The 22,781-nt window shown below is 49.3% G+C and carries 22 protein-coding genes and 1 pseudogene; 14 read left to right on the top strand and 9 right to left on the bottom strand.

Annotation, left to right across the window (positions count from 1 at the left end; genetic code table 11):
- The first annotated feature begins 80 nt into the window (after nt 1-80).
- The 5 genes and pseudogenes from J7E85_RS15070 to J7E85_RS34055 all read left to right on the top strand — a co-directional run.
- The gene (locus J7E85_RS15070) at nt 81-341 is read left to right on the top strand and encodes a hypothetical protein (protein WP_215159073.1); all 261 of its coding nucleotides are present in this window, start codon (nt 81-83) and stop codon (nt 339-341) included.
- Between the two features lie 71 nt (nt 342-412).
- Nucleotides 413-1,438 (top strand): leucine-rich repeat domain-containing protein, encoded by a 1,026-nt coding sequence (locus J7E85_RS15065; protein ID WP_215159071.1) that lies wholly within the window; start codon nt 413-415, stop codon nt 1,436-1,438.
- 284 nt (nt 1,439-1,722) lie between these two features.
- Nucleotides 1,723-2,340, top strand: a complete 618-nt coding sequence (locus tag J7E85_RS15060) for a DUF2975 domain-containing protein (RefSeq protein WP_215159069.1) — start codon at nt 1,723-1,725, stop codon at nt 2,338-2,340.
- A gap of 18 nt (nt 2,341-2,358) precedes the next feature.
- A complete protein-coding gene (locus J7E85_RS15055; protein ID WP_100538849.1) occupies nt 2,359-2,589 on the top strand; it encodes a helix-turn-helix domain-containing protein in 231 nt (76 codons plus the stop codon).
- A gap of 28 nt (nt 2,590-2,617) precedes the next feature.
- Nucleotides 2,618-2,906 (top strand): annotated as a pseudogene (locus J7E85_RS34055) (hypothetical protein); the annotation flags it as partial.
- A gap of 86 nt (nt 2,907-2,992) precedes the next feature.
- Here J7E85_RS34055 and J7E85_RS15050 read toward each other — a convergent pair.
- The 4 genes from J7E85_RS15050 to J7E85_RS15035 form a co-directional block, all read right to left on the bottom strand.
- Complete coding sequence (locus J7E85_RS15050) at nt 2,993-3,829, bottom strand: sulfurtransferase (RefSeq protein WP_215159067.1); 837 nt, start codon at nt 3,827-3,829, stop codon at nt 2,993-2,995.
- Between the two features lie 169 nt (nt 3,830-3,998).
- On the bottom strand, nt 3,999-6,212 hold the full coding sequence (locus J7E85_RS15045; RefSeq protein ID WP_215159065.1) for an acyltransferase family protein: 2,214 nt from the start codon (nt 6,210-6,212) through the stop codon (nt 3,999-4,001).
- 456 nt (nt 6,213-6,668) lie between these two features.
- The gene (yhbH, locus tag J7E85_RS15040; RefSeq protein WP_076324379.1) at nt 6,669-7,829 is read right to left on the bottom strand and encodes a sporulation protein YhbH; all 1,161 of its coding nucleotides are present in this window, start codon (nt 7,827-7,829) and stop codon (nt 6,669-6,671) included.
- A 168-nt stretch (nt 7,830-7,997) separates the two neighbouring features.
- Complete coding sequence (locus J7E85_RS15035; RefSeq protein WP_215159063.1) at nt 7,998-8,420, bottom strand: hypothetical protein; 423 nt, start codon at nt 8,418-8,420, stop codon at nt 7,998-8,000.
- A gap of 211 nt (nt 8,421-8,631) precedes the next feature.
- On the opposite strand from J7E85_RS15035, the gene J7E85_RS15030 reads away from it, so the two are divergent.
- Nucleotides 8,632-9,012 (top strand): DUF423 domain-containing protein, encoded by a 381-nt coding sequence (locus J7E85_RS15030; RefSeq protein WP_215159061.1) that lies wholly within the window; start codon nt 8,632-8,634, stop codon nt 9,010-9,012.
- An 87-nt stretch (nt 9,013-9,099) separates the two neighbouring features.
- Here J7E85_RS15030 and J7E85_RS15025 read toward each other — a convergent pair whose 3' ends face one another.
- A complete protein-coding gene (locus tag J7E85_RS15025) occupies nt 9,100-9,648 on the bottom strand; it encodes a hypothetical protein (RefSeq protein ID WP_251035730.1) in 549 nt (182 codons plus the stop codon).
- A 232-nt stretch (nt 9,649-9,880) separates the two neighbouring features.
- On the opposite strand from J7E85_RS15025, the gene J7E85_RS15020 reads away from it, so the two are divergent.
- Nucleotides 9,881-10,183, top strand: a complete 303-nt coding sequence (locus J7E85_RS15020) for a YunC family protein (RefSeq protein ID WP_098748449.1) — start codon at nt 9,881-9,883, stop codon at nt 10,181-10,183.
- Nucleotides 10,184-10,354: 171 nt separating this feature from the next.
- Here the strand turns inward: J7E85_RS15020 and mtnA are convergent, their stop codons facing one another.
- Together mtnA and mtnK are read right to left on the bottom strand one after the other, a co-directional pair.
- The gene (mtnA, locus tag J7E85_RS15015) at nt 10,355-11,434 is read right to left on the bottom strand and encodes an S-methyl-5-thioribose-1-phosphate isomerase (protein WP_215159057.1); all 1,080 of its coding nucleotides are present in this window, start codon (nt 11,432-11,434) and stop codon (nt 10,355-10,357) included.
- Entirely contained in the window at nt 11,431-12,654 is a 1,224-nt protein-coding gene (mtnK, locus tag J7E85_RS15010) for an S-methyl-5-thioribose kinase (protein ID WP_215159055.1), read from the bottom strand. The genes mtnA and mtnK overlap by 4 nt, the downstream gene beginning before the upstream one ends.
- Nucleotides 12,655-12,961: 307 nt before the next feature.
- Here mtnK and J7E85_RS15005 point away from each other — a divergent pair, with 307 nt between their 5' ends.
- The 6 genes from J7E85_RS15005 to sufB all read left to right on the top strand — a co-directional run bounded on the left by J7E85_RS15005 (nt 12,962) and on the right by sufB (nt 19,048).
- Nucleotides 12,962-13,438, top strand: a complete 477-nt coding sequence (locus tag J7E85_RS15005; protein ID WP_076324372.1) for a Dps family protein — start codon at nt 12,962-12,964, stop codon at nt 13,436-13,438.
- Nucleotides 13,439-13,881: 443 nt separating this feature from the next.
- Nucleotides 13,882-14,664: a Fe-S cluster assembly ATPase SufC gene (gene sufC, locus J7E85_RS15000; RefSeq protein ID WP_100538838.1), complete on the top strand. Its 783-nt coding sequence runs from the start codon at nt 13,882-13,884 to the stop codon at nt 14,662-14,664.
- A 22-nt stretch (nt 14,665-14,686) separates the two neighbouring features.
- Nucleotides 14,687-15,991 carry a Fe-S cluster assembly protein SufD gene (sufD, locus tag J7E85_RS14995; RefSeq protein WP_076324370.1) on the top strand — a complete coding sequence of 435 codons (1,305 nt, stop codon included), beginning with the start codon at nt 14,687-14,689 and terminating at the stop codon, nt 15,989-15,991.
- Complete coding sequence (locus J7E85_RS14990; RefSeq protein ID WP_215159053.1) at nt 15,988-17,208, top strand: cysteine desulfurase; 1,221 nt, start codon at nt 15,988-15,990, stop codon at nt 17,206-17,208. The genes sufD and J7E85_RS14990 overlap by 4 nt, the downstream gene beginning before the upstream one ends.
- A complete protein-coding gene (gene sufU / locus J7E85_RS14985) occupies nt 17,198-17,617 on the top strand; it encodes a Fe-S cluster assembly sulfur transfer protein SufU (RefSeq protein ID WP_215159051.1) in 420 nt (139 codons plus the stop codon). The genes J7E85_RS14990 and sufU overlap by 11 nt, the downstream gene beginning before the upstream one ends.
- Nucleotides 17,618-17,650: 33 nt before the next feature.
- Nucleotides 17,651-19,048 carry a Fe-S cluster assembly protein SufB gene (gene sufB, locus J7E85_RS14980; RefSeq protein ID WP_215159049.1) on the top strand — a complete coding sequence of 466 codons (1,398 nt, stop codon included), beginning with the start codon at nt 17,651-17,653 and terminating at the stop codon, nt 19,046-19,048.
- 272 nt (nt 19,049-19,320) lie between these two features.
- Here sufB and J7E85_RS14975 read toward each other — a convergent pair whose 3' ends face one another.
- Nucleotides 19,321-20,367: an HD-GYP domain-containing protein gene (locus J7E85_RS14975; protein WP_215159047.1), complete on the bottom strand. Its 1,047-nt coding sequence runs from the start codon at nt 20,365-20,367 to the stop codon at nt 19,321-19,323.
- A gap of 87 nt (nt 20,368-20,454) precedes the next feature.
- Nucleotides 20,455-21,192 (bottom strand): molybdopterin converting factor subunit 1, encoded by a 738-nt coding sequence (moaD, locus tag J7E85_RS14970; protein WP_215159045.1) that lies wholly within the window; start codon nt 21,190-21,192, stop codon nt 20,455-20,457.
- A gap of 113 nt (nt 21,193-21,305) precedes the next feature.
- On the opposite strand from moaD, the gene J7E85_RS14965 reads away from it, so the two are divergent.
- Nucleotides 21,306-22,739 (top strand): bifunctional metallophosphatase/5'-nucleotidase, encoded by a 1,434-nt coding sequence (locus tag J7E85_RS14965; RefSeq protein ID WP_215159043.1) that lies wholly within the window; start codon nt 21,306-21,308, stop codon nt 22,737-22,739.
- Nucleotides 22,740-22,781 lie beyond the last annotated feature (42 nt).

Genomic DNA, 22,781 nt, shown 5'->3' with positions numbered 1-22,781 from the left:
GCTGCCTGAAAGAGCCTGAACGGTCATTTCCGGAACACAAACGACTGATTATATGGTTATCTAAGGAGTGAACAGAATGTATGGCGAGCAGCCTCCGACCTGCTTCAAGGGAGGAGCAAGCGACCCAAAAGGCACTGAGGGAGGTCACCGATCTCGGTTTGCTGGAAATCTATGAGCGAATGCTGTGCCAGCATAAGATTAACAAGGATTACATTCGCTCCAATATCAAGGTGCGCCTGGAGGAATTCGCCTTTGCCTCATTAGAGGAGATCGAAAGAGAGATTCCGGCAGACTGGACGCATGTGCGGGGCATGTTGAAGAAGATTGTGGTTTCTTCATGATGGCTGGAGACTAGAATCGACCTTTTCATATACAATTCCCATATCATTTTCAAAGAACGGAGGCGAGCGATATGAGCGAACCGTGGGCTGCATCGATGAGCGGGGTCCCCTGGAGCACGGACAGAATGGACAGTGCCGTTAAACAGCTGAGGAACCGTGCAACCATTGGTTTTGTTGTTGGGGCAGACAAAGCAGAAGATCTGCTGAAGCTGGATAAACAGGTGTTCTCCAAGCGTCCGGACTTGATATTGCATATCTATCATGCAGAGGCGAACGGAAGTTATACCGAGGAATTTTTGGAGACACTTTCAGGATTGAAGTTTGTCGCTGCTTTGCACCTGGATCTCAAACAGCAACAGGATTTGAATAGGCTGGCTGCGATGGATCGAATGGAATTTCTAAAGATACGCTCGCCCAAAACGAAAAATCTCGATTTTATCCAGAATTACAAGTTTTTAAAATACCTGGAGCTCAGTGGAAAATTTGATGATCTATCATCGATAGCGGACTGCATTCGGCTGGATACGCTGGTTCTGAACTGCGCGATCGACCAACTGGATTTTGCCGTGGATTTGCCGCTGATGAAGTATCTGGCCATAGATAGCTGTACATTGAACGGTTCGCTTAACGTGCTGGCCGACTCGAATATCAGCATGCTGAGGCTGTCCTCCGTCCGAAATCTGACGAATATCGATGCCCTAGCGGCATTGGATCAGCTGGCCTTTTTGCACTTGTCGCTGCCTAAAGTCGAGTGCCTGTGCGATTTCTCGCATATGAAGAATCTTCGGCAGCTTGAACTGGATTACATGAAATCCTTGCAGGAGATAGAGAACCTGTGGACCGCGGACCGATTGGAGGTTCTAATGCTGAAGGAGATTCCTACAAGGATCAAGGCGGAAGCCTTGGACGGCTTAACGAAAATGGAGTGCCTGCGCCAGATAGACTTCCGGTTTATCGATTCCGGCAAAGGCCGGATTGCCGCCATCCGCAAGCGAATGGCTGAAGCGGGCAAAGAGGATCTTCTCTACGAGAATATCCCTGAGGAAAAGCGAATACGTTCGATAGCTCTTGAGCATTTGTCCGGGATCTTGATGTAAGAGTGAAGATGGCATATAACAAGCGATAAGCCCGCTATCACAGCGGGCTTTTTGCCGATCTTTGGATTCCTCTCCAGTCGCCAGGGGGATCGAGAAGAAAACGCCAGGTAATAAGTATTGCAAGCTCCGGTGCCATGTGAACCGTGCACGTCTTCCTGCCATGAATCAGCGTGATGAGCAGCTCTGCCGTCAGAGAATTTAATGTTTATCATTAAATAATTATTGTTTTTCATAAATAAACCGCTTAATATATACTGTAAGTTCACATGAAAAGGAGATTGCCCATGAACGGAATCGAATTCAAAGCTAAACCTGGCTTCAAAACAATGCACACTGCGCTTAAGATCGGATACTGGGGAGGAATCGGGCTGCTCGTTGCATTCGTCTGTTTCAATCTATGGATCGGATTGAAGCCCCAGGACTTGTTCTCTGCAGAGAAGGGAATTGCACATTGGTCCTTCTCGGTACCGTTATCGGATACGGTGAGAAAAAGCGTCTTGGTTCCTTTTACTTATTTTCAACCGATCAATCCCGACATGTTCGATGTCAAGAACGCATATCTGGTCGTCAGCTTGACTAATATCGTACTTGTTTTCTGGGCCTACCTCTACTCGATCGGTCAGATTCGCCATATGATAGGAAGCATACTTAGCGGAATCAGTCCGTTCATCCTGGCAAATGCCACCCGTCTGAGAAGGCTGGGAATCGCCGTAATTTTGTATTCTTTGCTGGCGAAGCTCATTCTCAATATTCTGATCTGCCTGCTCGTCACTCGCATCTTCTCGATCAATCTGGGCGGTATCTCTTTAATCGGTATTATCATCGGTATACTCGTTCTGTTCGTGTCCGAGATTTTCAAGTACGGCGCTCTTCTACAGGAAGAGCATGATTCGACTTTCTAAGAATGGAGTTTGAAAAAAGTGCCGATTATCATACGCCTGGACCGGGTTCTGGCCGACAAAAAAATGAAATTGAATGACTTGGCCGACAAGGTCGGAATTTCGAACGTCAATCTGTCCAATCTGAAGACGGGTAAAGTGAAGGCCATCCGGTTCTCCACATTAGAAGCGATCTGCGAAATTCTGGACTGTCAGCCGGGAGATATTCTGGAATTCGTTCCGGCCGGTAGCGACAGCTATGAAAACGAATGAAAGGAGCACTTCGGCCGGACATCTGATATACTCCGTGACCATTAAATCCGATGAACAGGCGGAACAAATGGCGTTTCAGGAAACGAAGTATTTCAAGGCGAAAACAAAAGAACACTACAAATTTGAAGCGAAACATCGAGCTAAAACATGGATACGGGTAACGATGTCGCCACACCCTCGGGTCTACTTGTATGCAGTTACAAAGTGCGATTGTCATATTTGCAGTAAATCTAAAACGAATACCACAAAGGATTATTGAGGGGATGCAACCGAATTTGGCCAAAAAAAGAAGACATCCGCCCCTAAACTGGGGATAGATGTCTTCTTTTTGTTTGAGCATGTCGACAAAGATGAAAATCTGGAAGTTCTTCAGTGGCCCGCGTCGGACGCGGGTTCTTCGTTTTTATTTCTCGCCAGTCGCCACCGGATTCTCGCTGTAGGAAATCCAGTCGCTCCAGCTGCCTGCATACAGCTTCACGTTGCCATAACCGGCTTCTTCAAGAGCAAGCACGTTCGGACAAGCGGTGACACCGGAGCCGCAGTATACGATAATCTCGGCATCTTGCGGAATATCGGTAAAATGCTCACGAAGCCCGCCAGCATCCTTCCAATGTCCGGAGTCGTCCAGGACACCCTTCCAAAAGTAGTTCACCGCCCCCGGAATATGTCCGGCTTTGGCATCCAAGGGCTCCTGAGCTCCGGCATATCTCCGTGGTTCGCGTGAATCTATTAGCGTTTTGTTACCATGCTGCGAAGCCTCGCGCACCTCATCTACAAGGACCAATTTATCGGGCTTAAGGTTGATTTCATATGGTACCGGAATGACGATCGGTTGTTCACCCGTTACCGGATACGAAGCGTCCTTCCAAGCCGTAAAGCCTTCATCCATCACATAAGCCTGTTCATGCCCGGTGTATTTCAGCAGCCACCATAGACGGCTGGCCATGGCACCGCCCTGGTCGTCGTAGATGACGACACGGCTGCTGCTCTGAATGCCGGACTGGCCGAGACGCTTTGCAAGCTGATCCAGATCCGGCAGAGGATGGCGTCCGCCATGTTGGGTGATAGGGGAGGAGAGGTCCTTCTCCAAGTCAAGGTAAACGGCACGCGGAATATGCGATTCCTCGTAAGCGGCTCGGCCGCTTTCCGGCTTGCCGAGGGCAAAACGGCAGTCAACGATGACCAGATCCGGTTCATAGAGTCTCGCCAGCAGCCATTTCATTGTCACGATATTGTTCATATACCAGGACACCGCCTTCTATTAAGAAATAATGAGATTAAGTAACCGAATTATATCATATTGCTCCTTCCGATTACGTATATAACTAAAAAGTCGACCTGTCTCATAGAAGGATGAGATCAGGTCGACGATATGAGAATGAATGATGGCAAGAATCAGGATAAACGCTTTATTTCTTGATAGCTTGAAGCAGCATGGACGTGTAAGCCTCGGCACCTTCTGGCTCCAGATGGACGCCGTCAGACCGGAAGTATTCCGGATGATCCTTACTGGCTGAATACCAATCCACCAACGTAACCTTCGGGTTCTGGGCAGCCGCTTTGGCCAGCATACCGTTTACGTTCTGTTCCCAATCACGTGGAACCCGTGTATTGATAAGCAGAATTTGCTTAGCTGAATCCAGAGGACCCAGAAGAGAATCCAGATCCTTTTTCGAGAACGCACCGTTGGTTCCCAGCCCGATGATGATAATGCCGCCATCTATCCGATTCTGGGCTTTCATAACAGGAATCAGGTCATCGGCCTGACGCATTTGGCGGCCTATCACCGCATCGATGTGAATGCCAGGCAGCGATTTCTCCAGATAAGGGGAGACCCCGAGCATGACCGAATCCCCAATGGCCGTGATGGCAGACTTGGATACCGGGGGATTTTGAGGCTTATTCGTTGGCTTCGTAGGCTTACTTTTTCCGCCTGTCGTTTCGCCTGCCGAGTCCTTGGATTGAACTGGCTTATCATCAGCCTTATCCTCACCAGGTTTATCAGCTTTATCTTCATTCGGTTGATCCGGGATTGTTTTCCCGGAATCAGCCTTATCGGAGCTTCCGTTCCCTGCGTCGGTTGGCTCATCTTTGTTGTCAACGTCATTTCCAACAGGATGGTCCGGCTCTTCGTTCCCGCCAGCATCGTCATTGCCAGACCCTGTTGCTCCATCCGGAAGCGGCAGTTGATCCGCTTCTTCATCGGAGTTTGGCTTCTTCACAACACCGGGCTGCTTCGCGTCGGTAGGCGGCGGAGTTACGTTCCCGTTCGTGTCTGCAGGAAGCGGCGATTGTCCTTGTGGTGGCTCCATCGCTCCGGGCTCTCCACCTTCAGTCTGGTCCGGTTCTTCCGGGGCAGGGTCATCGAGGTTTAGCATGGCGGCGATATCACCCACCGTTCTCGCAGAGGATACACTGCTCATCATCCCCGAGCAAAAAACGCCGATTAGAATTAGCGAGCTTATCGACACGACCCAGCCTCTTAACGAAATCGAAGTCGAACGGCGCCGAATGGATCGGGCCTTAAACCATAATTTCTTCAGTCCGCCATGTCGTATCGGTTCTTCAACATACTTCCAAGATAGGGCGGCCAGCAGAACGCTTGACGCGATTTGCAGTGCAACCTGAGGCAAACTCAGATCGCCTGCACCGGATGCAGGTGAGGTCAGGATCATCACCGGGTAATGCCATAAGTAAATTCCATAGGATCGAACGCCGACCCATAACAGAGGTTTCCAGCTTAACAAGCGGCTGATCGAAGCTCCTGGGTGCGCCAACACCGCAACGAGGACGGCGGCGGCCAAGGAGAAGAGGAACATGCCTCCTTGATAGAGGAACGAATCGTAACGGTCCACCTGCCACATCATGGAGAGTATGATAAGCATTGCCGCGGCGCCTGTCACATTGAGTCTGCGCCGGGTAGCCCTTGAAACAGGGGTGGACAGCTTCCAACTGGGCCATACAACAGCCAGCCCAGCTCCGATGAGCAGACCAAACGCTCGGGTATCCGTTCCATAATAGACCCGGCTAGGATCATCTCCCGGCTGATAGATCACCGCCATGGCCAAAGCCGAAATCGCGGCTCCGGCAGCAATGAAAGTGAACAGCTGTCCCCTGCGTGGGAATAGCTTGAGAACCGCTAACATGATCAAAGGCCACAGTAAGTAGAACTGCTCTTCCACAGCAAGCGACCAGAAATGCCCCAGTGGAGAAGGGGGGCCAAATGATTCGAAATACGATTGCTGCTGAAAAATAAACTGCCAGTTGCTTATGTATGTAACGGCGCCGAGCACCTCACCCCGGAGCGTAGCCAGTCGCGATCGGTCAAACAGCGTAACCCATACCACAAGGATGAATAGCATGAGCAGCATGGCCGGCAGGAGCCGCCGGAACCTTCGTATCCAGAAATCTTTCAGATCGATCCGGCGCTGGTGATGCCATTGCGATGCGAGAATATCTGTAATGAGATACCCGGACAGTACGAAGAATAAACTTACTCCGAGAAAACCACCGCCTGCAAAACCAAAACTCCAGTGGTATCCCATCACTCCGATCAAGGCGAGGGCTCTAAGCCCATCGAGACCGGGCATATAGCGTGAGTGTGGCTTATCTGATGCTGGCACGGGAGATCGCTCCTTTCGAAGGATCTGCGCTTATGCCGCCCTGTAACAGCCGCTGCGATAATATGTAGGACATATTCTCAAACGTCTGGGTGCTGAATAGTGAATGTGTCATTTGGAACATGGTAAACCTTCCCTTTCCTTTATAGGAGGATATTTTAAATTAAGGAGACGCATATCGAATCCTGTAATATCCTGCAACAAGATGTCATAGCTAATACTATCACTCCCGGAAAATCAGAAGGTGACAAAAAAGTGAAGCTACGGCTACATTAAGATGTCAATAATAAAACATATTTTTCATTTAAAAGGAAAAGTCTACATCCCTTGTTATCCATGCTTCGGTAACGGTCTGTTAGCCGTATCGCAGCAGGCCATAAGAAAGAGGAGGTCCCAACCTCCTCAATATCTAAATGATTAAATATCCATGATTTTCCTTTAAATAATATAATATATGGATTAGATGGCGGCTCCTTGCCGTTTACGAAAAAAGGTTTTGAGTGCCTCGTAGACTTCCCCTTTGTCTTTGATGACATGGTACATGAATTGGTCCAGCTTGATATTCTTATAGGCTGACATCAGCGTGCTGCTGCGATTGTATTGATTGACCTCACCGTAACCGAACATGTTGCTTACCTTCAGCAGCTCGCCGATGAGTTTGACGCAGCGTTCATTGTCGGACGTGAGATTATCGCCGTCGGAGAAGTGGAAGGGATAAATGTTGTATTGGGAAGGGGGATAACGGTGATGGATAATATCAAGCGCCTTCTGATAAGCGGATGAACATATGGTTCCGCCGCTTTCACCTCGTGTGAAGAACTCTTCCTCGGTCACTTCTTTTGCTTCGGTATGGTGGGCGATAAACACGATTTCTACTTTCTCGTACTGTTTGCGGAGGAAACGGGTCATCCAGAAGAAAAAGCTGCGCGCGCAGTATTTCTCAAAGGAGCCCATGGACCCGGACGTATCCATCATGGCGATAATAACCGCATTGGACTCCGGAATGACGGTATCGTCCCAAGTCTTGTAGCGCAGGTCGTCCGGACTGATGCCGTGGATACCGGGTTTACCGTCTCTGGCATTGCGGCGCAAATTCTCCAGGATGGTGCGCTTCTTGTCAATGTTGGACATGATGCCCTTTTTGCGAATGTCGTTGAAAACGATGGATTCTGTCTCGATCTGCTCTTTATCCTTAGGCTGCAGCAGCGGGAGCTCCAGTTCCTCAAACAGCATGTTCTCCAGTTCTTCCAGGCTGACCTCGGTTTCCACGATGTCCTGCCCTGCCTGATCGCCGGCCGATTCCCCCTTACCGGGCTGGGCTGACGAAGGGTCGCGTCCAAGGACGTCCCCAACCTGACTGTCACCGTCGCCCTGACCGACATGCTTTTGCTTTTGGTAGTTATAGATGAAACGGTATTCGTCAAGGCTTCGGATCGGAACTTTAATGATCTGTTTTCCGTCGGACAGAATAATGTTTTCCTCGGTAATAAGGTCGGGCAGGTTGCGTTTGATGACTTCACGGATTTTATGCTGATGACGTACCTGATCCTGGTAGCCTTTGCGGTGCAGCGACCAGTCTTCACGGGATACGACAAACGACAGAGCGTCTTCATTTTGCATGGACAGTCACCTCCCAAGTGTAGCCTTGACTCGGTTGCCGTCTTTTCGGCTGTAGTAATTCATTATATTCGGGAGAAAGAGCGATATGTGAGTAATGAATCCGGGTTTGTCATGAAAAAGACACTTAACCTAAAGATGAATCAGGCAAGTGTCTCGAAGTGGTGCTTCTTAAGCACTTAATACGAATAGGAAAAGGGCTCCGATGGTGATAATGACTACACCGTTCACGATGGTTGCAATGACGGCAACGACACGCTTGCGCGTTTTGGAGAAGCAGCCTACAATGCCAAGCACCAAGCCGACGATATTAATGACCATGACGAGGATGAACACGGCCGCCAGCGTGGTCATCGCTTCCAGCGTTTCCTGAGTCGGCTCAAGGATCGGTCCATTCTCTGTCATGTAAGGCTCGATCATCGTTGTGCCGAGTGCGCCGAGTAGAATATACCCGAGCAGCGTCACGATCGACAGTATGAATGAGGCGATGCCGAAGCGAGAGTTTTTTCTGTCCTCGGGTGGAATAAATGTGGTTTTAGGTCGTTTGGGTGAACCTTGGTCCTCGGATGGGGAGGAAGGTGAGTGTTGATCCATGTGTTTAATCGCTCCTAACTTAAGAATTCATTCTCTAATAGGTACATGTGGGTCTTCAATAAAAAGACATCCTTATTAATCTTTCACAAAACGGCCCTGAAATCAAGTCCAAAGCGCTTTCATGCCGGTGGAAAAGCTCCTTCGAATCCGTTAAACTTAATTTGATTACATAAGGACACGGGTGTCCACTGACAAAAGGGGTTGAAAAGGCATGAGTCGTAGATTCATTGCATGGGGTTCGATCCTGATGGCATTGTCTGTCGCTATCGGGGCATTCGGTGCCCATATGCTGAAGGATAAGATTACGCCGGACGAACTTGCCATTTATGAGACCGGAGTTCATTATCATATGATTCACGGACTTGCGGTGCTGATTGCGGGGATTGTGGCGAAGGTTCTGGGCGAATCCCGGAAGCTGTTCTGGGCAGGGACTTTATTCATCGCGGGAACCGTCATATTTTCCGGAAGTCTCTACGTGTTAAGTATATCCGGCATCAAGTGGCTTGGGGCGATCACGCCGATCGGCGGTGTCTCCTTTATCGTGGGCTGGCTGATGCTGATGTCTTCGGCGCTCTCCCGAAAAAATACTTGATTCTAAAAAAAGACGGCTTTACCGATCCCTTCTTCTGGGGCGGCGAAGCCGTTTTTTTAAATGGATTCCGCTTGATGTGATACCAACTCAGCTGACGCTGAACTCGTCAATTTCATTGAGCTTGAAGGTATACACCTGTTTCTCATCGACATGATAAACGTTGACCAGGAAATTGCTTTCATCATAGTTGAGAATCCGGCAGGGCAGACTTGTCTGCTTACCGTGGCGGTTGGTTGTCAGGCGAACAAGGCGATTGTCCTTACTGTATACTTTAATCCATTCGAAAGGATCACTTCCCGGGAGTGGAGTTTGGACAGGGGGTACGCTTGCAGCGATCTTTTTTTCCGGCGAGGAAGCCGCAGGTGGCACAGGTGGCGCAGGTTTCTCTTTCTGAGAAGCGGCAGAAGCCATCTTCCCGGAGGCTTTGTTAATAACGGAATCTTTCTTGGCTTGAACCAAGGTGTTGATAATTTCTCCAAGTTCCATTCCGGATTTAACCCGGAAATCAACGACTTCAGCCTTGTCGTTCAGCATTTCCAGCAAATATTGCAAAGCCAGTGCGTTGGAGGAACTCTTGACCAGAATATCAACGTTGAATAAAAAGCCGTTATCATCGGTGTCAGGAATTGTGTTCATAGCTTTTATCATTCACCAGCTTTCACATGTTTTCTACTGAATCAAATATACCATAATTTTCGAATATTAATAGTCCTAATGTCATATGTATTTCATCTTTATTCTATTGACTTGCGAGTCATTCGCACCATATACGTAGGTTGGAATGCATAATATCAGAGACATTCGCACCATGTCGGTTCCAAAAGAATAAACATATTTCTAAGCCGACATGAGGGGAGGTTTGTTGATATTGGTGACTTTACTGCCGATCGATATTGAAGGACATACTGTTATGGGCGTCGAGGTACAGCTTCCGAAAACAACGCTGCTGGCCGTATACACTTCCCGCGGCTATATTATGTGCGGTGCACTCGATGTGGGCCTTCTTAACGAAAAGCTTGCGGACCGCAAGATTATCGCAGGAAGAGCCGTAGGGGTTCGCACATTGGAGCAGCTGCTGGAGGCGCCGCTGGAATCGGTAACTCTGGAGGCGGAGAAATGGGGCATTCATCCTGGCTTGGCTGGCAAGGATGCGATCCTGCGCATGTTATGAGTCATATATGGCTTACGTTACAAGAGTGATTCCCGTGCGGATCGCTCTTTTTTTAGAGATAAGAAAGTATTAACTTCAAATGCACTAACATGCAATTGCAAAAAAACGGACAATACGGCTGGAGGGCCGTTTGTCCGTTTTATGATGCCATAAAACATTCGGATATAGCGGCTATTCGAACAAGCTTTTTAAGCTCTCATGATAAGGAGCCTGCACAACGCCTTTTTCCGTAATGATCGCTGTCACATATTCATTCGGCGTAATGTCGAAGGCAGGGTTGTACACTTTTACGCCTTGCGGCGCTGTGCGCTTGCCGAAACCTTCCGTGATCTCTTCCGCTGGCCGCTCCTCGATCGGAATATCGGCGCCTGTCTTCGTATTCAGATCAATCGTCGACAGCGGGCACGCCACATAGAAAGGAATGCCGTGGGCTTTAGCCAGTACCGCAACCCCATACGTACCTATCTTGTTGGCGACATCGCCGTTTGCAGCAACGCGATCCGTACCGACGATCACCGCTTGTATCCACCCTTTGGACATGACCATGGCGGCCATGTTATCCGCCAGCAGTGTCACGTCGATCCCCGCCTGCTGGAGTTCAAATGCAGTTAAACGCGCGCCTTGCAGGACAGGTCTTGTCTCATCCGCGAACACCTTGATGTTCATCCCTTGCTCATGAGCGAGGTACATTGGTGCCAGTGCGGTCCCGTACTTGGCAGTCGCCAGTCCGCCCGCGTTGCAGTGGGTAAGCACACCCATACCGTCTTTGAAGAACGGCAGCGCGTTTTCGCCGATGCGGCGGCATACCTCCTCATCCTCGGCCCGAATAGCCTCGGCTTCGGCGAGCAGCGATGCATTCAGTCCGGCCGTATCCAGTTTCGATTCTGCCAGCTTCTCAGCCGCAAGCTTGATACGGTCCAGCGCCCAGAACAGATTGACGGCCGTCGGTCTGGAAGTGGCGAGATAAGCGCAAGTTTTTACGACTTGCTGCAGCCATCCCTCGTTATCGTTGGCTTCAACCTGCATGCCGCCAAGGACCGCACCGAATGCTGCCGCGATGCCGATAGCCGGCGCGCCGCGGACTTTCATGGAGTGAATGCCTTCCCAGACTTCCTCCGGTGTGAAGAGCTGAAGATAGACAATCTCTTCCGGGAGCAATCGCTGGTCCAGCAGGACCAGATGGTCTCCCCCCCAATAAACCGAGCTTAGCGGTTCATAGGTGCTGGCATTGCCGGTAGTCATACCGCTCATATCGATACCTCATTTCCTGTAGTTGCTTGTGTGATCAAAGTAAAAATGTCCTCAAAGGACTTGATGCTGCGATGATGACGCACGAGATTTTTGCCGATAGCAAGCGCTTTGCGCTGCGCAGCTTCTCTGGCTTTATCATCGGCTATGGTGTCAATGTCCGCAACATGGGACAATCCGACGATGCGCCGGATCATTTTACAGCCTGCGAATCCTGCGGTGTCCTTCAAAATCTGTGATACATAATGGTCCTGATAACCTGGTGTTCGGGACATTTCGTCCAAGAGATCATCGTTCCACAGCATGCGGAAGTTGTTCTCGAAGTGGGTCCACACGTCGCTTGCCATCTCGAGGAGTCTGGCTTCCCGGGCCGCCATCGTATGCTCGTCCTGACTCCAGCCCGGCTGCGCCGCATAGTTGAGCAGCAGATTGCCGATGACCGCACCGATATCGAATCCCATCGGGCCGAAATAAGCGAATTCCGGGTCGATGACCTTGGTCGATTCCGGCGTGACGAAGATGCTGCCTGTATGCAGATCCCCGTGCAGCAGAGCCTGTGCGTGAGTCAGAAACTTCTCCCGAAGCAGCGCGACTTCAAAATGAAGCGGCAGGTCGGCACGGAGGGCTTCGGCTTCATCGGCGATGCTCTGCGCATAATTGTTATTGGTGGATTCGCGGTATGGATCTTCGAAGATTAAATCTTCGGTGATTTTGCATAAATCCGGATTGACAAAGCGGCCGGCAAGTTCCTTCTTCTTCTGTTGGTTCATCCCGAGATCCGACGTGTAGAACAGGGTTCTGGCCATGAAGCGGCCAATATGCTCTGCGAACTTCGGATAGGCATTGCCTTCGATCAGGCCTGTGCGCATGATGGTATACTCGCTCAAGTCTTCCATTACCGTGTAGGCGAGCTCATCCGAATAACCGTATACTTTGGGCACGAGGTCGGGGCAAATGGAGTACTCTGTCTCCAGCGCCAGACGTTCGATGCGGGCCCGGTCGAGAGACAGCGGCCAGGATTCGCCTACAACTTTTGCATAAGGAACAGCTTGCTTGATAATGATACTATCAGTTGTATTTTTGGCGGTGACATGAAACACCAGATTGAGATTGCCGTCGCCGATTTCGCGGCATTCGAGCTGGGCATGGTCCGGGAACCGGCCCGGTATACTTTTAGCTAATTGTATAGCTTCTTCCGCGTTCAGCGGATGATATGCAGACATGGATGGTCACCCCCAAATATAATAGAAGAAAACAAAGCCAACTTTTTTGCTTGGTATTACCTAGTATAACGTTTTTTCGCGAATTTTGTATAATTTTTTGGCAAGACAAAGGTTTGCGAATCTGATTCGCTTCGTAGTCCTAAGGGTAAACTACAAATAGACGCCCAAGCACAGGATGTACTCATATATTAAGGAAGGAATAGCATTAGCAGATGGTACCAGTTACAATGGGTATACACCGCTCTGCCGAATGTTCCTTTGACGCAGTACAGGGTGCATTTCAATATAGAAAAGGAAGGGATTAACCATGGCAAAAACTACATCTGGCAAAGCTGCAGGAAAAACGAAGAACGCAAGTCTGGAGCAATTGTTGAATCAGCAGGTTGCGAACTTCAACGTGCTCTATGTCAAACTCCACAATTATCACTGGTATGTAACCGGAGAGCAATTCTACTCCCTTCATGTTAAATTCGAAGAACTGTATGACGAAGTTACACTTAAAATGGATGAGGTTGCGGAGCGCTTGCTCTCGATTAAAGGCAAACCTGCTGCAACGATGAAAGAATATTTGGAACTTGCGACAGTACAGGAGGCTTCGGGCAACGAGGATACCCGCGGCATGGTGCAAGCCTTGATTGAGGACTTTGCAACCGTATCCGAGGAGCTGGCGGAAGGTATCGAAATGGCTGAGGAAGCCGGAGATGCGCCAACAGCGGACATGTTCACCGGGTTTAAGGCTGATCTTGAGAAGCATATGTGGATGCTGCGTTCGTTCCTTGGATAAAGCGTGAATACAACAGAATGATGCCTATTCTTTCCTTGTATTTGCAAGAGCTAAGGGTGCCGGTTACCGTGCCGTGTGCCTTAGCTCATGATGTTGACCTGAGCACCGTCTGTCAACGCGCGATAAACGCCGGTGCCGGATGCCGTAATGATTCTCAGGAGCATTAGCAAATATGAAGGGGAACAGGTTGAACGAAACAGGCTTGGCCGGTCTATCGGTCATGCCTGTTTTTTAATTGTTACGGTTGTCTGAATGTTGTCTGCAAAACGCTTGTCCGGTTGAAATACGTCATATTTTATTATAAAATGGCTTGAGAATCATTGATAATCAGTTTAGAATGATTATAAATAAAGAATTATTTTTTGTTTTATGAAATCAGGGCGTCCAATCCTGTTATCATATAGGACAACAATACACTACCTATTCAACGGAGGGAATCTAATATGTCAACCAAGTTTGTCATTGAAGGATTGAAAGCAACAATCGAAGGCAAGGAGATCCTTAAAGGTATCAACCTTGAGATGAAGGGCGGAGAAGTTCATGCCATCATGGGACCAAACGGTACAGGCAAAAGTACTTTGGCTTCCGCGTTGATGGGGCATCCTAAATATGAAGTTACAGAAGGTAAAGTATTGCTTAACGATGAAGACGTGCTGGAGATGGAAGTTGACGAGCGCGCACTCGCAGGTCTGTTCCTGGCCATGCAATATCCGAGCGAAATCGCCGGCGTTACGAACTCCGACTTCCTGCGCAGTTCCATCAACGCACGCCGCGGTGAAGGCAATGAGATTTCCCTGATCAAGTTCATTCGTCAAATGGAAGGCAAAATGAAGGAGCTTGAGATGAATCCTGAGTTCGCTCACCGTTACCTGAACGAAGGCTTCTCCGGCGGTGAGAAGAAACGTAACGAAATCCTGCAAATGATGATGCTGGATCCGAAAATCGTTGTGCTTGACGAAATCGACTCCGGTCTTGATATCGATGCTTTAAGAATTGTAGCGAACGGTGTAAATGCCATGAAATCCGAAGAACGCGGTTTCTTGATTATTACCCACTATCAGCGTTTGCTTAACTATATCACTCCAGATTACGTTCACGTGATGATGCAAGGACGCATCGTAAAATCCGGCGGTCCTGAACTGGCACAGCGCCTGGAGGCAGAAGGTTATGACTGGATTAAGGAAGAGCTGGGCATTACTGATGAAACTGTAGGTCAAGACGCGTAAATAGACGGGAGGAGGAAACGATATGACTACACAAACCATTCTTCCGGTCAACGCTGAGGCTCTGAAGGCATTGTCCGAAAGTAAACAGGAACCGGCCTGGCTGACAGACAGCCGTCTGGCTTCCCTGGAACTGGCTGGCCAGTTGGAACTGCCCAAGCTGGAGAAACAACGCATCGAGCGCTGGAACATCCAAAGCTATGGTGAATATAAAGAGAGCAACAAACTTGCTTCCCTTGACGAATTGCCAGAACAGGTAGCCAAACTTGTCGAAGGTTCAAGAGAAGGCGGCTTGGTTATTCAACGCAACTCGGGAACCGTATATGTAAGTCTGGCTCCGGAACTTGCCGCCAAAGGCGTGATTTTCACCGATTTGGAAACAGCGGTTAAAGAACACGCGGATTTGGTTAAACCTTATCTGCATCAAGCGCTTAAGAATGACGAGCATTCGATGGCCGCTCTGCATGCTGCCGTATGGAACGGCGGGGTGTTCCTCTATGTTCCTAAGAATGTGGAGGTCGATGTACCTCTGCAGGCGGTGATGCTGACGGATGATGCCGAAGCAACATTTGCTCCGCATGTGCTGATCGTAGCTGAAGCGAACAGTCAGATCACTTATGTAGACAACTACGTATCGGATTCTCTGGCAGCACCGTTGACCCATAACGGAGCGGTGGAAGTATTCGCCAACAATGGCGCAAAGGTGCGTTATGCTTCCGTTCACCAATTGGCTGGGGAAGTAACCGATGTTACATTCCGTCGTGCGATGCTGGACAATGATGCTTCGATCGAGTGGATCGTTGGTGAGATGAACAATGGCGATACAGCTAGCGATACCATGAGTATCCTAAAGGGCAACGGCTCGACATCTGATGCAAAAGTCATCGCGGTAGGTTCCGGATCCCAGAAGCTCAACTACACCACGCGAGCGAAGCATTATGGCAAGAGCTCCGAATCCCAGATGATCACCCGTGCAGTCATGCGCGAAGAGGCACAAGCCATCATCAACGGAATTACCAAGATCGAGAAGGGTGCAACGAAGGCGGACGGACAACAGACCGAGCGCGTGTTGATGCTCAGCCCGAAAGCTCGCGGCGACGCGAACCCGATTCTGTTGATTGACGAGGATGATGTAACAGCCGGACACGCAGCGTCCGTAGGACAAGTGAATCAGGAGCAAATTTACTACCTGATGTCCCGTGGTATTTCGCGTACCGTGGCAGAATCCTTGATTATATACGGCTTCCTGGCTCCGGTAGTCAGCGAAATTCCGCTTGAGGGACTTCGCGACCAACTGCAGGGGCTCGTTGAAAGGAAGCTGGGACAATGATCGCCTCTGTCCGTGAGCAATTTCCCATTCTTCATCAGGAGATCAACGGACATCCGCTGGTATATCTCGACAATGCCGCGACATCGCAAAAGCCGCAGGTGGTCATAGATGCTATCAAGCGGTACTACGAGTGGGAGAACTCCAATGTACACCGCGGGGTTCATACACTCGGCAGCCGTGCTACTGATGCTTATGAAGGAGCCAGGGAGAAGGTTGCCCGTTTTATTAATGCCGAGAGTTCGGAGCAAATTATTTTCACCCGCGGTACGACGACGGCCCTGAATCTGGTAGCTTCGTCCTACGCGCGCTCTGTTTGCGGTCCTGGGGATGAAATTGTCCTGACGGAAATGGAGCATCACAGTAATCTCATACCGTGGCAGCAGGCGGCTATTGCCGTTGGCGCTACGCTGAAATATATTCCTCTGCAGCCTGACGGCACGATCCGTGTCGAAGATGTAGAGGCACTCGTTACCGAACGGACCAAGGTTGTAGCCATCGCTTACGTATCCAACGTGATGGGCGTTGTACATCCCGTGAAACAAATGGCGGAAATCGCGCACCGCCACGGTGCCGTCATTGTGGTGGATGGTGCGCAAAGCACACCGCATATGAAAGTGGACGTCCAGGACTTGGATTGCGATTTCTACGCTTTGTCCGGCCATAAGATGTGCGCTCCAACAGGTATCGGCGCATTATACGGCAAGAAGGCGCTGCTGGAATCAATGGAGCCGATCGAATTCGGCGGAGAAATGATCAATGATGTTGGATTGTACGAGTCGAACTGGAAGGAGCTCCCTTGGAAGTTTGAGGGAGGGACGCCTATCATTGCAGGGGCTGTCGGTTTGGGCGCTGCCATCGATTTCCTGAAGGAAATCGGAATGGATGCCATCGAGCAGCATGAATCGCAGCTTGCGGCTTACGCCATGAACCGCCTCTCCGAGATCGAGGGCATTTCCATTTACGGTCCCCGTGAGCGTAAAGTAGGCCTCGTTACATTTAACCTTGGCGACGTTCACCCGCATGACGTGGCAACCGTGCTGGATGCACAGGGGATTGCGATTCGTGCAGGACATCATTGCTGTCAACCGCTTATGCGTTGGTTAAAAGTATCCTCTACGGCACGCGCGAGCTTTTATCTGTATAATACAGAAGAGGACGTTGATCGATTAGTTAGCGCCTTAATCCAGACAAAGGAGTATTTTGGCGATGCAACTTGACGATTTGTACAGACGTGTCATCATGGATCATTATAAGAACCCCCGCAATCGCGGTAAGTTTGAAGACGATACGGTAACCATCGATTTGAACAATCCGACTTGCGGAGATCGCATTTCCTTGCAGCTTAAGGTAGAGAACGGCGTAGTAGCCGATGCCAAATATACAGGGGAAGGCTGCTCCATCAGCATGTCTTCCGCTTCGATGATGACGGACGCTGTAAAAGGCAGAACGCTGGGTGAAGCGATCAGTCTGGCGGATCGGTTCTCCTCCCTTATGAAAGGCGAGGCTGTAGATTTTGACGAGTACGAGGATATTGAAGCCCTATCCGGTGTTAACAAGTTTCCTGCACGCATTAAATGCGCAACTCTTGCGTGGAACGCACTCCGAAAAGGAATAGACGCGAAGTAAGTGAATCAATAGATCGATAGGGAGGTAAGTTAAATGGCTAAAAAAGCACCAGAAATTGGAGAATATAAATATGGTTTCCGTGACGAGCACAAAGCTATTTTTCAAACTGGCAAAGGTTTGACGCGTGAAGTCGTAACGGAAATTTCCAAAATCAAGAACGAGCCGGAATGGATGCTGGAATTCCGTTTGAAATCACTGGAGCAGTTCGAGAAAATGCCAATGCCTCGCTGGGGCGGCGATCTCGACGAGCTGGATTTCAACGATATCCAGTACTATGTAAGACCTTCCGACAAGCAAGGCAAGACTTGGGAGGAAGTTCCTACTGAGATCAAGGAAACCTTTGATAAATTGGGTATTCCGGAAGCAGAGCAGAAGTTCCTTGCGGGTGTATCCGCACAGTACGAATCCGAAGTTGTTTACCATAACATGCAAAAGGATCTTGAGGATCAAGGCGTTATCTTCATGGATACCGATACAGCTCTCAGAGAGCATCCTGAGATCTTGAGAGAATACTTTGCAACAGTGGTGCCTCCAACGGATAACAAATTTGCTGCACTGAACAGTGCCGTATGGTCTGGCGGAAGCTTCATCTATGTTCCAAAAGGCGTGAAATGTGAAATTCCGCTGCAAGCGTATTTCCGAATCAACTCCGAGAACATGGGCCAATTCGAACGTACGCTGATCATTGCGGACGAGGACAGCTTCGTGCACTACGTAGAAGGATGTACAGCGCCAATCTACAGCACGAACTCGCTTCACAGTGCGGTGGTCGAGATCATCTGTAAAAAGAATGCGCGCGTTCGTTATACAACCATTCAGAACTGGGCGCCGAACATCTACAACCTCGTGACCAAGCGTGCCGTTGCTGAAGAGAATGCAACAATGGAATGGGTTGACGGCAACATCGGTTCCAAGCTGACAATGAAATATCCTGCCGTTATTCTGAAGGGTCGCGGTGCAAAAGGGATGGTATTGTCCATCGCTGTAGCAGGCAAAGGCCAGCATCAGGATGCAGGAGCCAAAATGATTCACTTGGCACCGGACACGACTTCTACCATCGTATCCAAGTCCATCAGTAAGCATGGCGGTAAAGTAACGTACCGTGGACTGGCTTCCTTCGGCCGCAATGCAGAAGGCGCGAAGGCCAACATCCAGTGTGATACACTCATCCTCGATAATGAATCGACGTCTGATACGATTCCTTACAACGAGATCAAGAATGACAACATTACGCTGGAGCATGAAGCGACCGTATCCAAGGTGTCCGAGGAACAATTGTTCTACCTCATGAGTCGTGGCCTTAGCCAGTCTGAAGCTACGCAAATGATCGTTATGGGCTTCATCGAGCCATTCACCAAAGAACTTCCGATGGAGTATGCCGTTGAGATGAATCGACTCATCAAGTTCGAGATGGAAGGAAGTATCGGCTAAATAGTTCTTATATACACAGGGGGCAAATCACTCGGGCACGAGTGGTTTGCCCCTTTTTTATGCTGGGGATGCTTGGATTGTTTATATTATGTTGATTCATTGTGACCTTTATAGTTGCGTGAGCTCGTCTCGATAGGATACACCTTTTATTTTGCCAGAAATCAAGAGTGAGGGGATGTGAGAAATGTCACAAAAGCGAACGAAAAAACCGCCAGCATACAGTCTGACGGTTATATGGGCTATTTATAAGGGGTCTTAGGCGAAAATGCCGGTTACAGAAGAATCTCTTGAATCTCGGTATTATATTCCTTGGAAAGGTCGATGAATCGATCCTCAGTCTTCACGAGCGGACGGAAGTAATCCGAAGGATTGTTCATGACGATATTGCCGGATTCGCCGGTCGTCAGCAGAACCTTTTTACCGATAAAATTCGGCAGCATCTGCTGGATGAAGGCATGCGTTGGCTTGCCGTTCAGCTTACCGAAACTAAGACGATACAGCTCCCGAAGTACGGTTAATAGCTGCTGCTTGGATTGATAGACCCGGTTCGTTGTCATCGCGCTATATACATCGGCTACAGCGCAAATATGAGAGTATGGATGAATCTGGTCTGCACGGAGCGCTCGCGGATAGCCGGAAGCGTCATCCCGTTCATGGTGCTGGAGTGCGACCATAGCGGTGACCTTATCTTCCATGGATTCGGAGATCATCTCGTAACCATAGATGGTATGCAGCTTCACTTCCTCATATTCTTCAGAAGTCAGCTTCCCTGGCTTGTCCAGTATATTCCTTGGAATCTTGCTTTTGCCGATATCATGGAGATAGCCCGCTTTGCCGATTTCATAAGCTTCCTTGTCGGAGTAACCCATCCAATCCGCGATATAGTACGATAACATTCCTACTTGAATGGAGTGCCTGTAGGTATAATCGTCTTTACCATTAAAAAGCAGAAGCAAGGAGACCACGTCCGTATGCTCATTCAGAGAGCCGACTAAGGGTTTGAAAACATCGTCCACAACGGACTCATTGAATTTACCGGTTTGTGACGCTTCGGTAAATAAGGTGGAGCACCCGTCAAATGCAAGATTGAAATGGGGTTTAACCTTGTTGTATGAATCTGAAATTTCAGATGATGAATCGAGGGATACGGACAGTGCGCGTGGGTTTATTTCTATGTAATCGATACCGTGCTGCAATAGCTTGGATATATCCTCTGAACGAAGGGTAGTCCCTTTTTGTAGAACATGAACGCCGTTTGTGTTGTAAGTATCATCCTGCATTTGATCACCGGGTATCAGGTCCGTGACATGTACTCTCAAATCATTGCACCTCTTGCCCTTATATAAGTAAAAAGATCAAAACTATCTTAGCAAGAAAATTATGGTTTTACAATGTGTAATCATGACTTATTGCCTAACGGTTGGGTCCCAGGGTCCGGTCTGCGGTCCTTTCCATTCCGAACCATCGTCCCAGACCTCCTTTTTCCAGATTGGAACGGATCGCTTCAATTGTTCGATGGCATAACGGCTGGCCTCATAACATGCATTCCGATGCGGGGAGGATACAGCGATAACCACACTAGTTTCACCAATACCGACCGTACCGATACGATGGGAAATCGCACATTGTGTGCCGGGCCATTGTCGAAGAATGTCAGCGCAAATTTGCTGCATCTCTTTTAGCGCCATCGGGATATATGCTTCATACTCCAGCGTAACCGTTCGCATCTGGCCGGTCATCTCTCGTGTTGTACCTACAAAGGAGAGCGTTGCTCCATGATTATCATGATGAACTTTGGCAATGGTCGCTTCTACGGACAGCTGGTCGTAGGATATAGAGCACTGCCCATCTGCCGAGGACCTGGATCCGGAGTCTTGCGGGGCGGTTCCGTCACCACCGGACACAGGTGGAATCAGAGCTACCTCGTCACCGCTTTGAATAAGCTGATCCGATAGCGCATACTCTTGATTGACCGCGACGAAAGCCGTGGCAATCTGGGGCTGGACATCAGGATAAGCCTCACTAAGAAGCTGCTTCAATTCCCCGGCTGTAAGGGGAAAGCCCGGCACGTTGAATGTAAGTGAAGCTGTGCCGATTCGATCAGCTAATCCTGCAAATAATAATATGGAAATGGTTGTTGACATTCTTCATCACCTCGTAATTCTTATGGGCTACAATATACCATATTCTTCGCTAAAATGTTATGCTTGTAAGACCGGAAATTATGGAATAACGAACATGGGGAGGGGGCCGCCAGATGGGGTTAGGGAGCAACAAGCAGAAGCTGACGATATTGTATACCAACGATATTCACAGCCATTTTGAAATGATGAGTAATGTGGCGGCACTTATTTCCCGGGAAAAGGCGGTTGCCGGTGATAAGGCAATTGTGCTGGATATCGGTGATCATATGGACCGGGCATCGGTGGAAACCGAAGGCACGATGGGCCAAGCCAATGTGGATGTCATTAATTTGACAGGATACGACGCCATCACGATTGGCAATAACGAAGGGCTCACGATTTCGTATGATGTTCTGGAGAGTGTATACGCCGGACTGCAGTGTCCCGTTGTGTGCTGCAACATAAGCGAGACAAAGAGCGGTAATCCTCCTTCATGGATGAAGCCGCATGTGATCCTGGAACGAGAAGGCATTCGAATCGGGCTCACCGGCGCAACGGCTGCTTTTGCAGGATTTTATCAATTGTTAGGCTGGGAAGCCGGAGATCCGGTGCAGGCTATTGCTGAGCAAGTGCGAGTTCTTCAGGGCCAGTGTGATATTATGATCGTTTTATCCCATTTAGGACTAACGATTGATAAAAGATTAGCAGAAAATGTTGAGGGGATTGATGTTATTCTTGGCGGTCATACCCACCATATCCTTGAGGAGCCCCTAATGATTGGGAAGACTGCCGTGTGCGGTGCAGGCAAGTTCGGACAATACGTAGGTCGCCTCGTCATGCAGCGCGGTCATGCAGAAGATCGCTTTACCTTTATTGAGGGAAGTCTGCTGCCCGTGGATAAAAACTTGATGGAACCCATCGTAGAGCAGGCGATCATGAAACACCATGAGCTGGCAAGGGAGAAATTAACGGAGGCCGTAGCCGTTATTGACCGTAGTCTGTCCATTCACTATGAGGAGGAGTCGCCGTTTGCGAACCTGCTGGCTCAGGCAGTGCTGCAGCACACGGATGCCGATTTTGCTATCGTGAACTCGGGGCAGCTGCTCGGACCGCTGCCGGAGGGCGAGATCAGCACCGGTATGCTGCATGGCCTGTGCCCGTCCCCGATTAATCCCTGCGTAGTGAAGCTGCGCGGAGAACATATTTATCAAGCACTTGAGGAGAGCCTGCTCCAGGAGTTCAGCGGGAAGAAGATACTGGGCTTTGGCTTCCGCGGTTATATATTAGGCGGCCTGGCTGTCGATGGATTGAAGATTCACTATGACAAGAACGGAGAGCCTTATCGCAAGATCACGCATATCTCCATGAAGGGACAACCGCTAGAGCCGCAGCGAGAATACAAGGTGGGAACACTCGACATGTTCACTTTCAAAATCGGATATGAGTCATTGTCACTTGGTAAGGATACGGTATATATGCTGCCGGAGTTTATTAGAGACTTGCTGCGAAGTGAGCTTTCGAGGCCCGGTTCGATTGAAGAGTCCATGATTCCACGCTGGATATCCTGACAATCCCCGACTAACTTCCTTTGGCCGAGCATACATATGAGG

This window comes from Paenibacillus sp. ISL-20, from assembly GCF_018613005.1.
Taxonomy (GTDB): Bacteria; Bacillota; Bacilli; order Paenibacillales; family Paenibacillaceae; genus Paenibacillus_AQ.
This window is presented reverse-complemented; position numbering and strand designations above follow the sequence as displayed.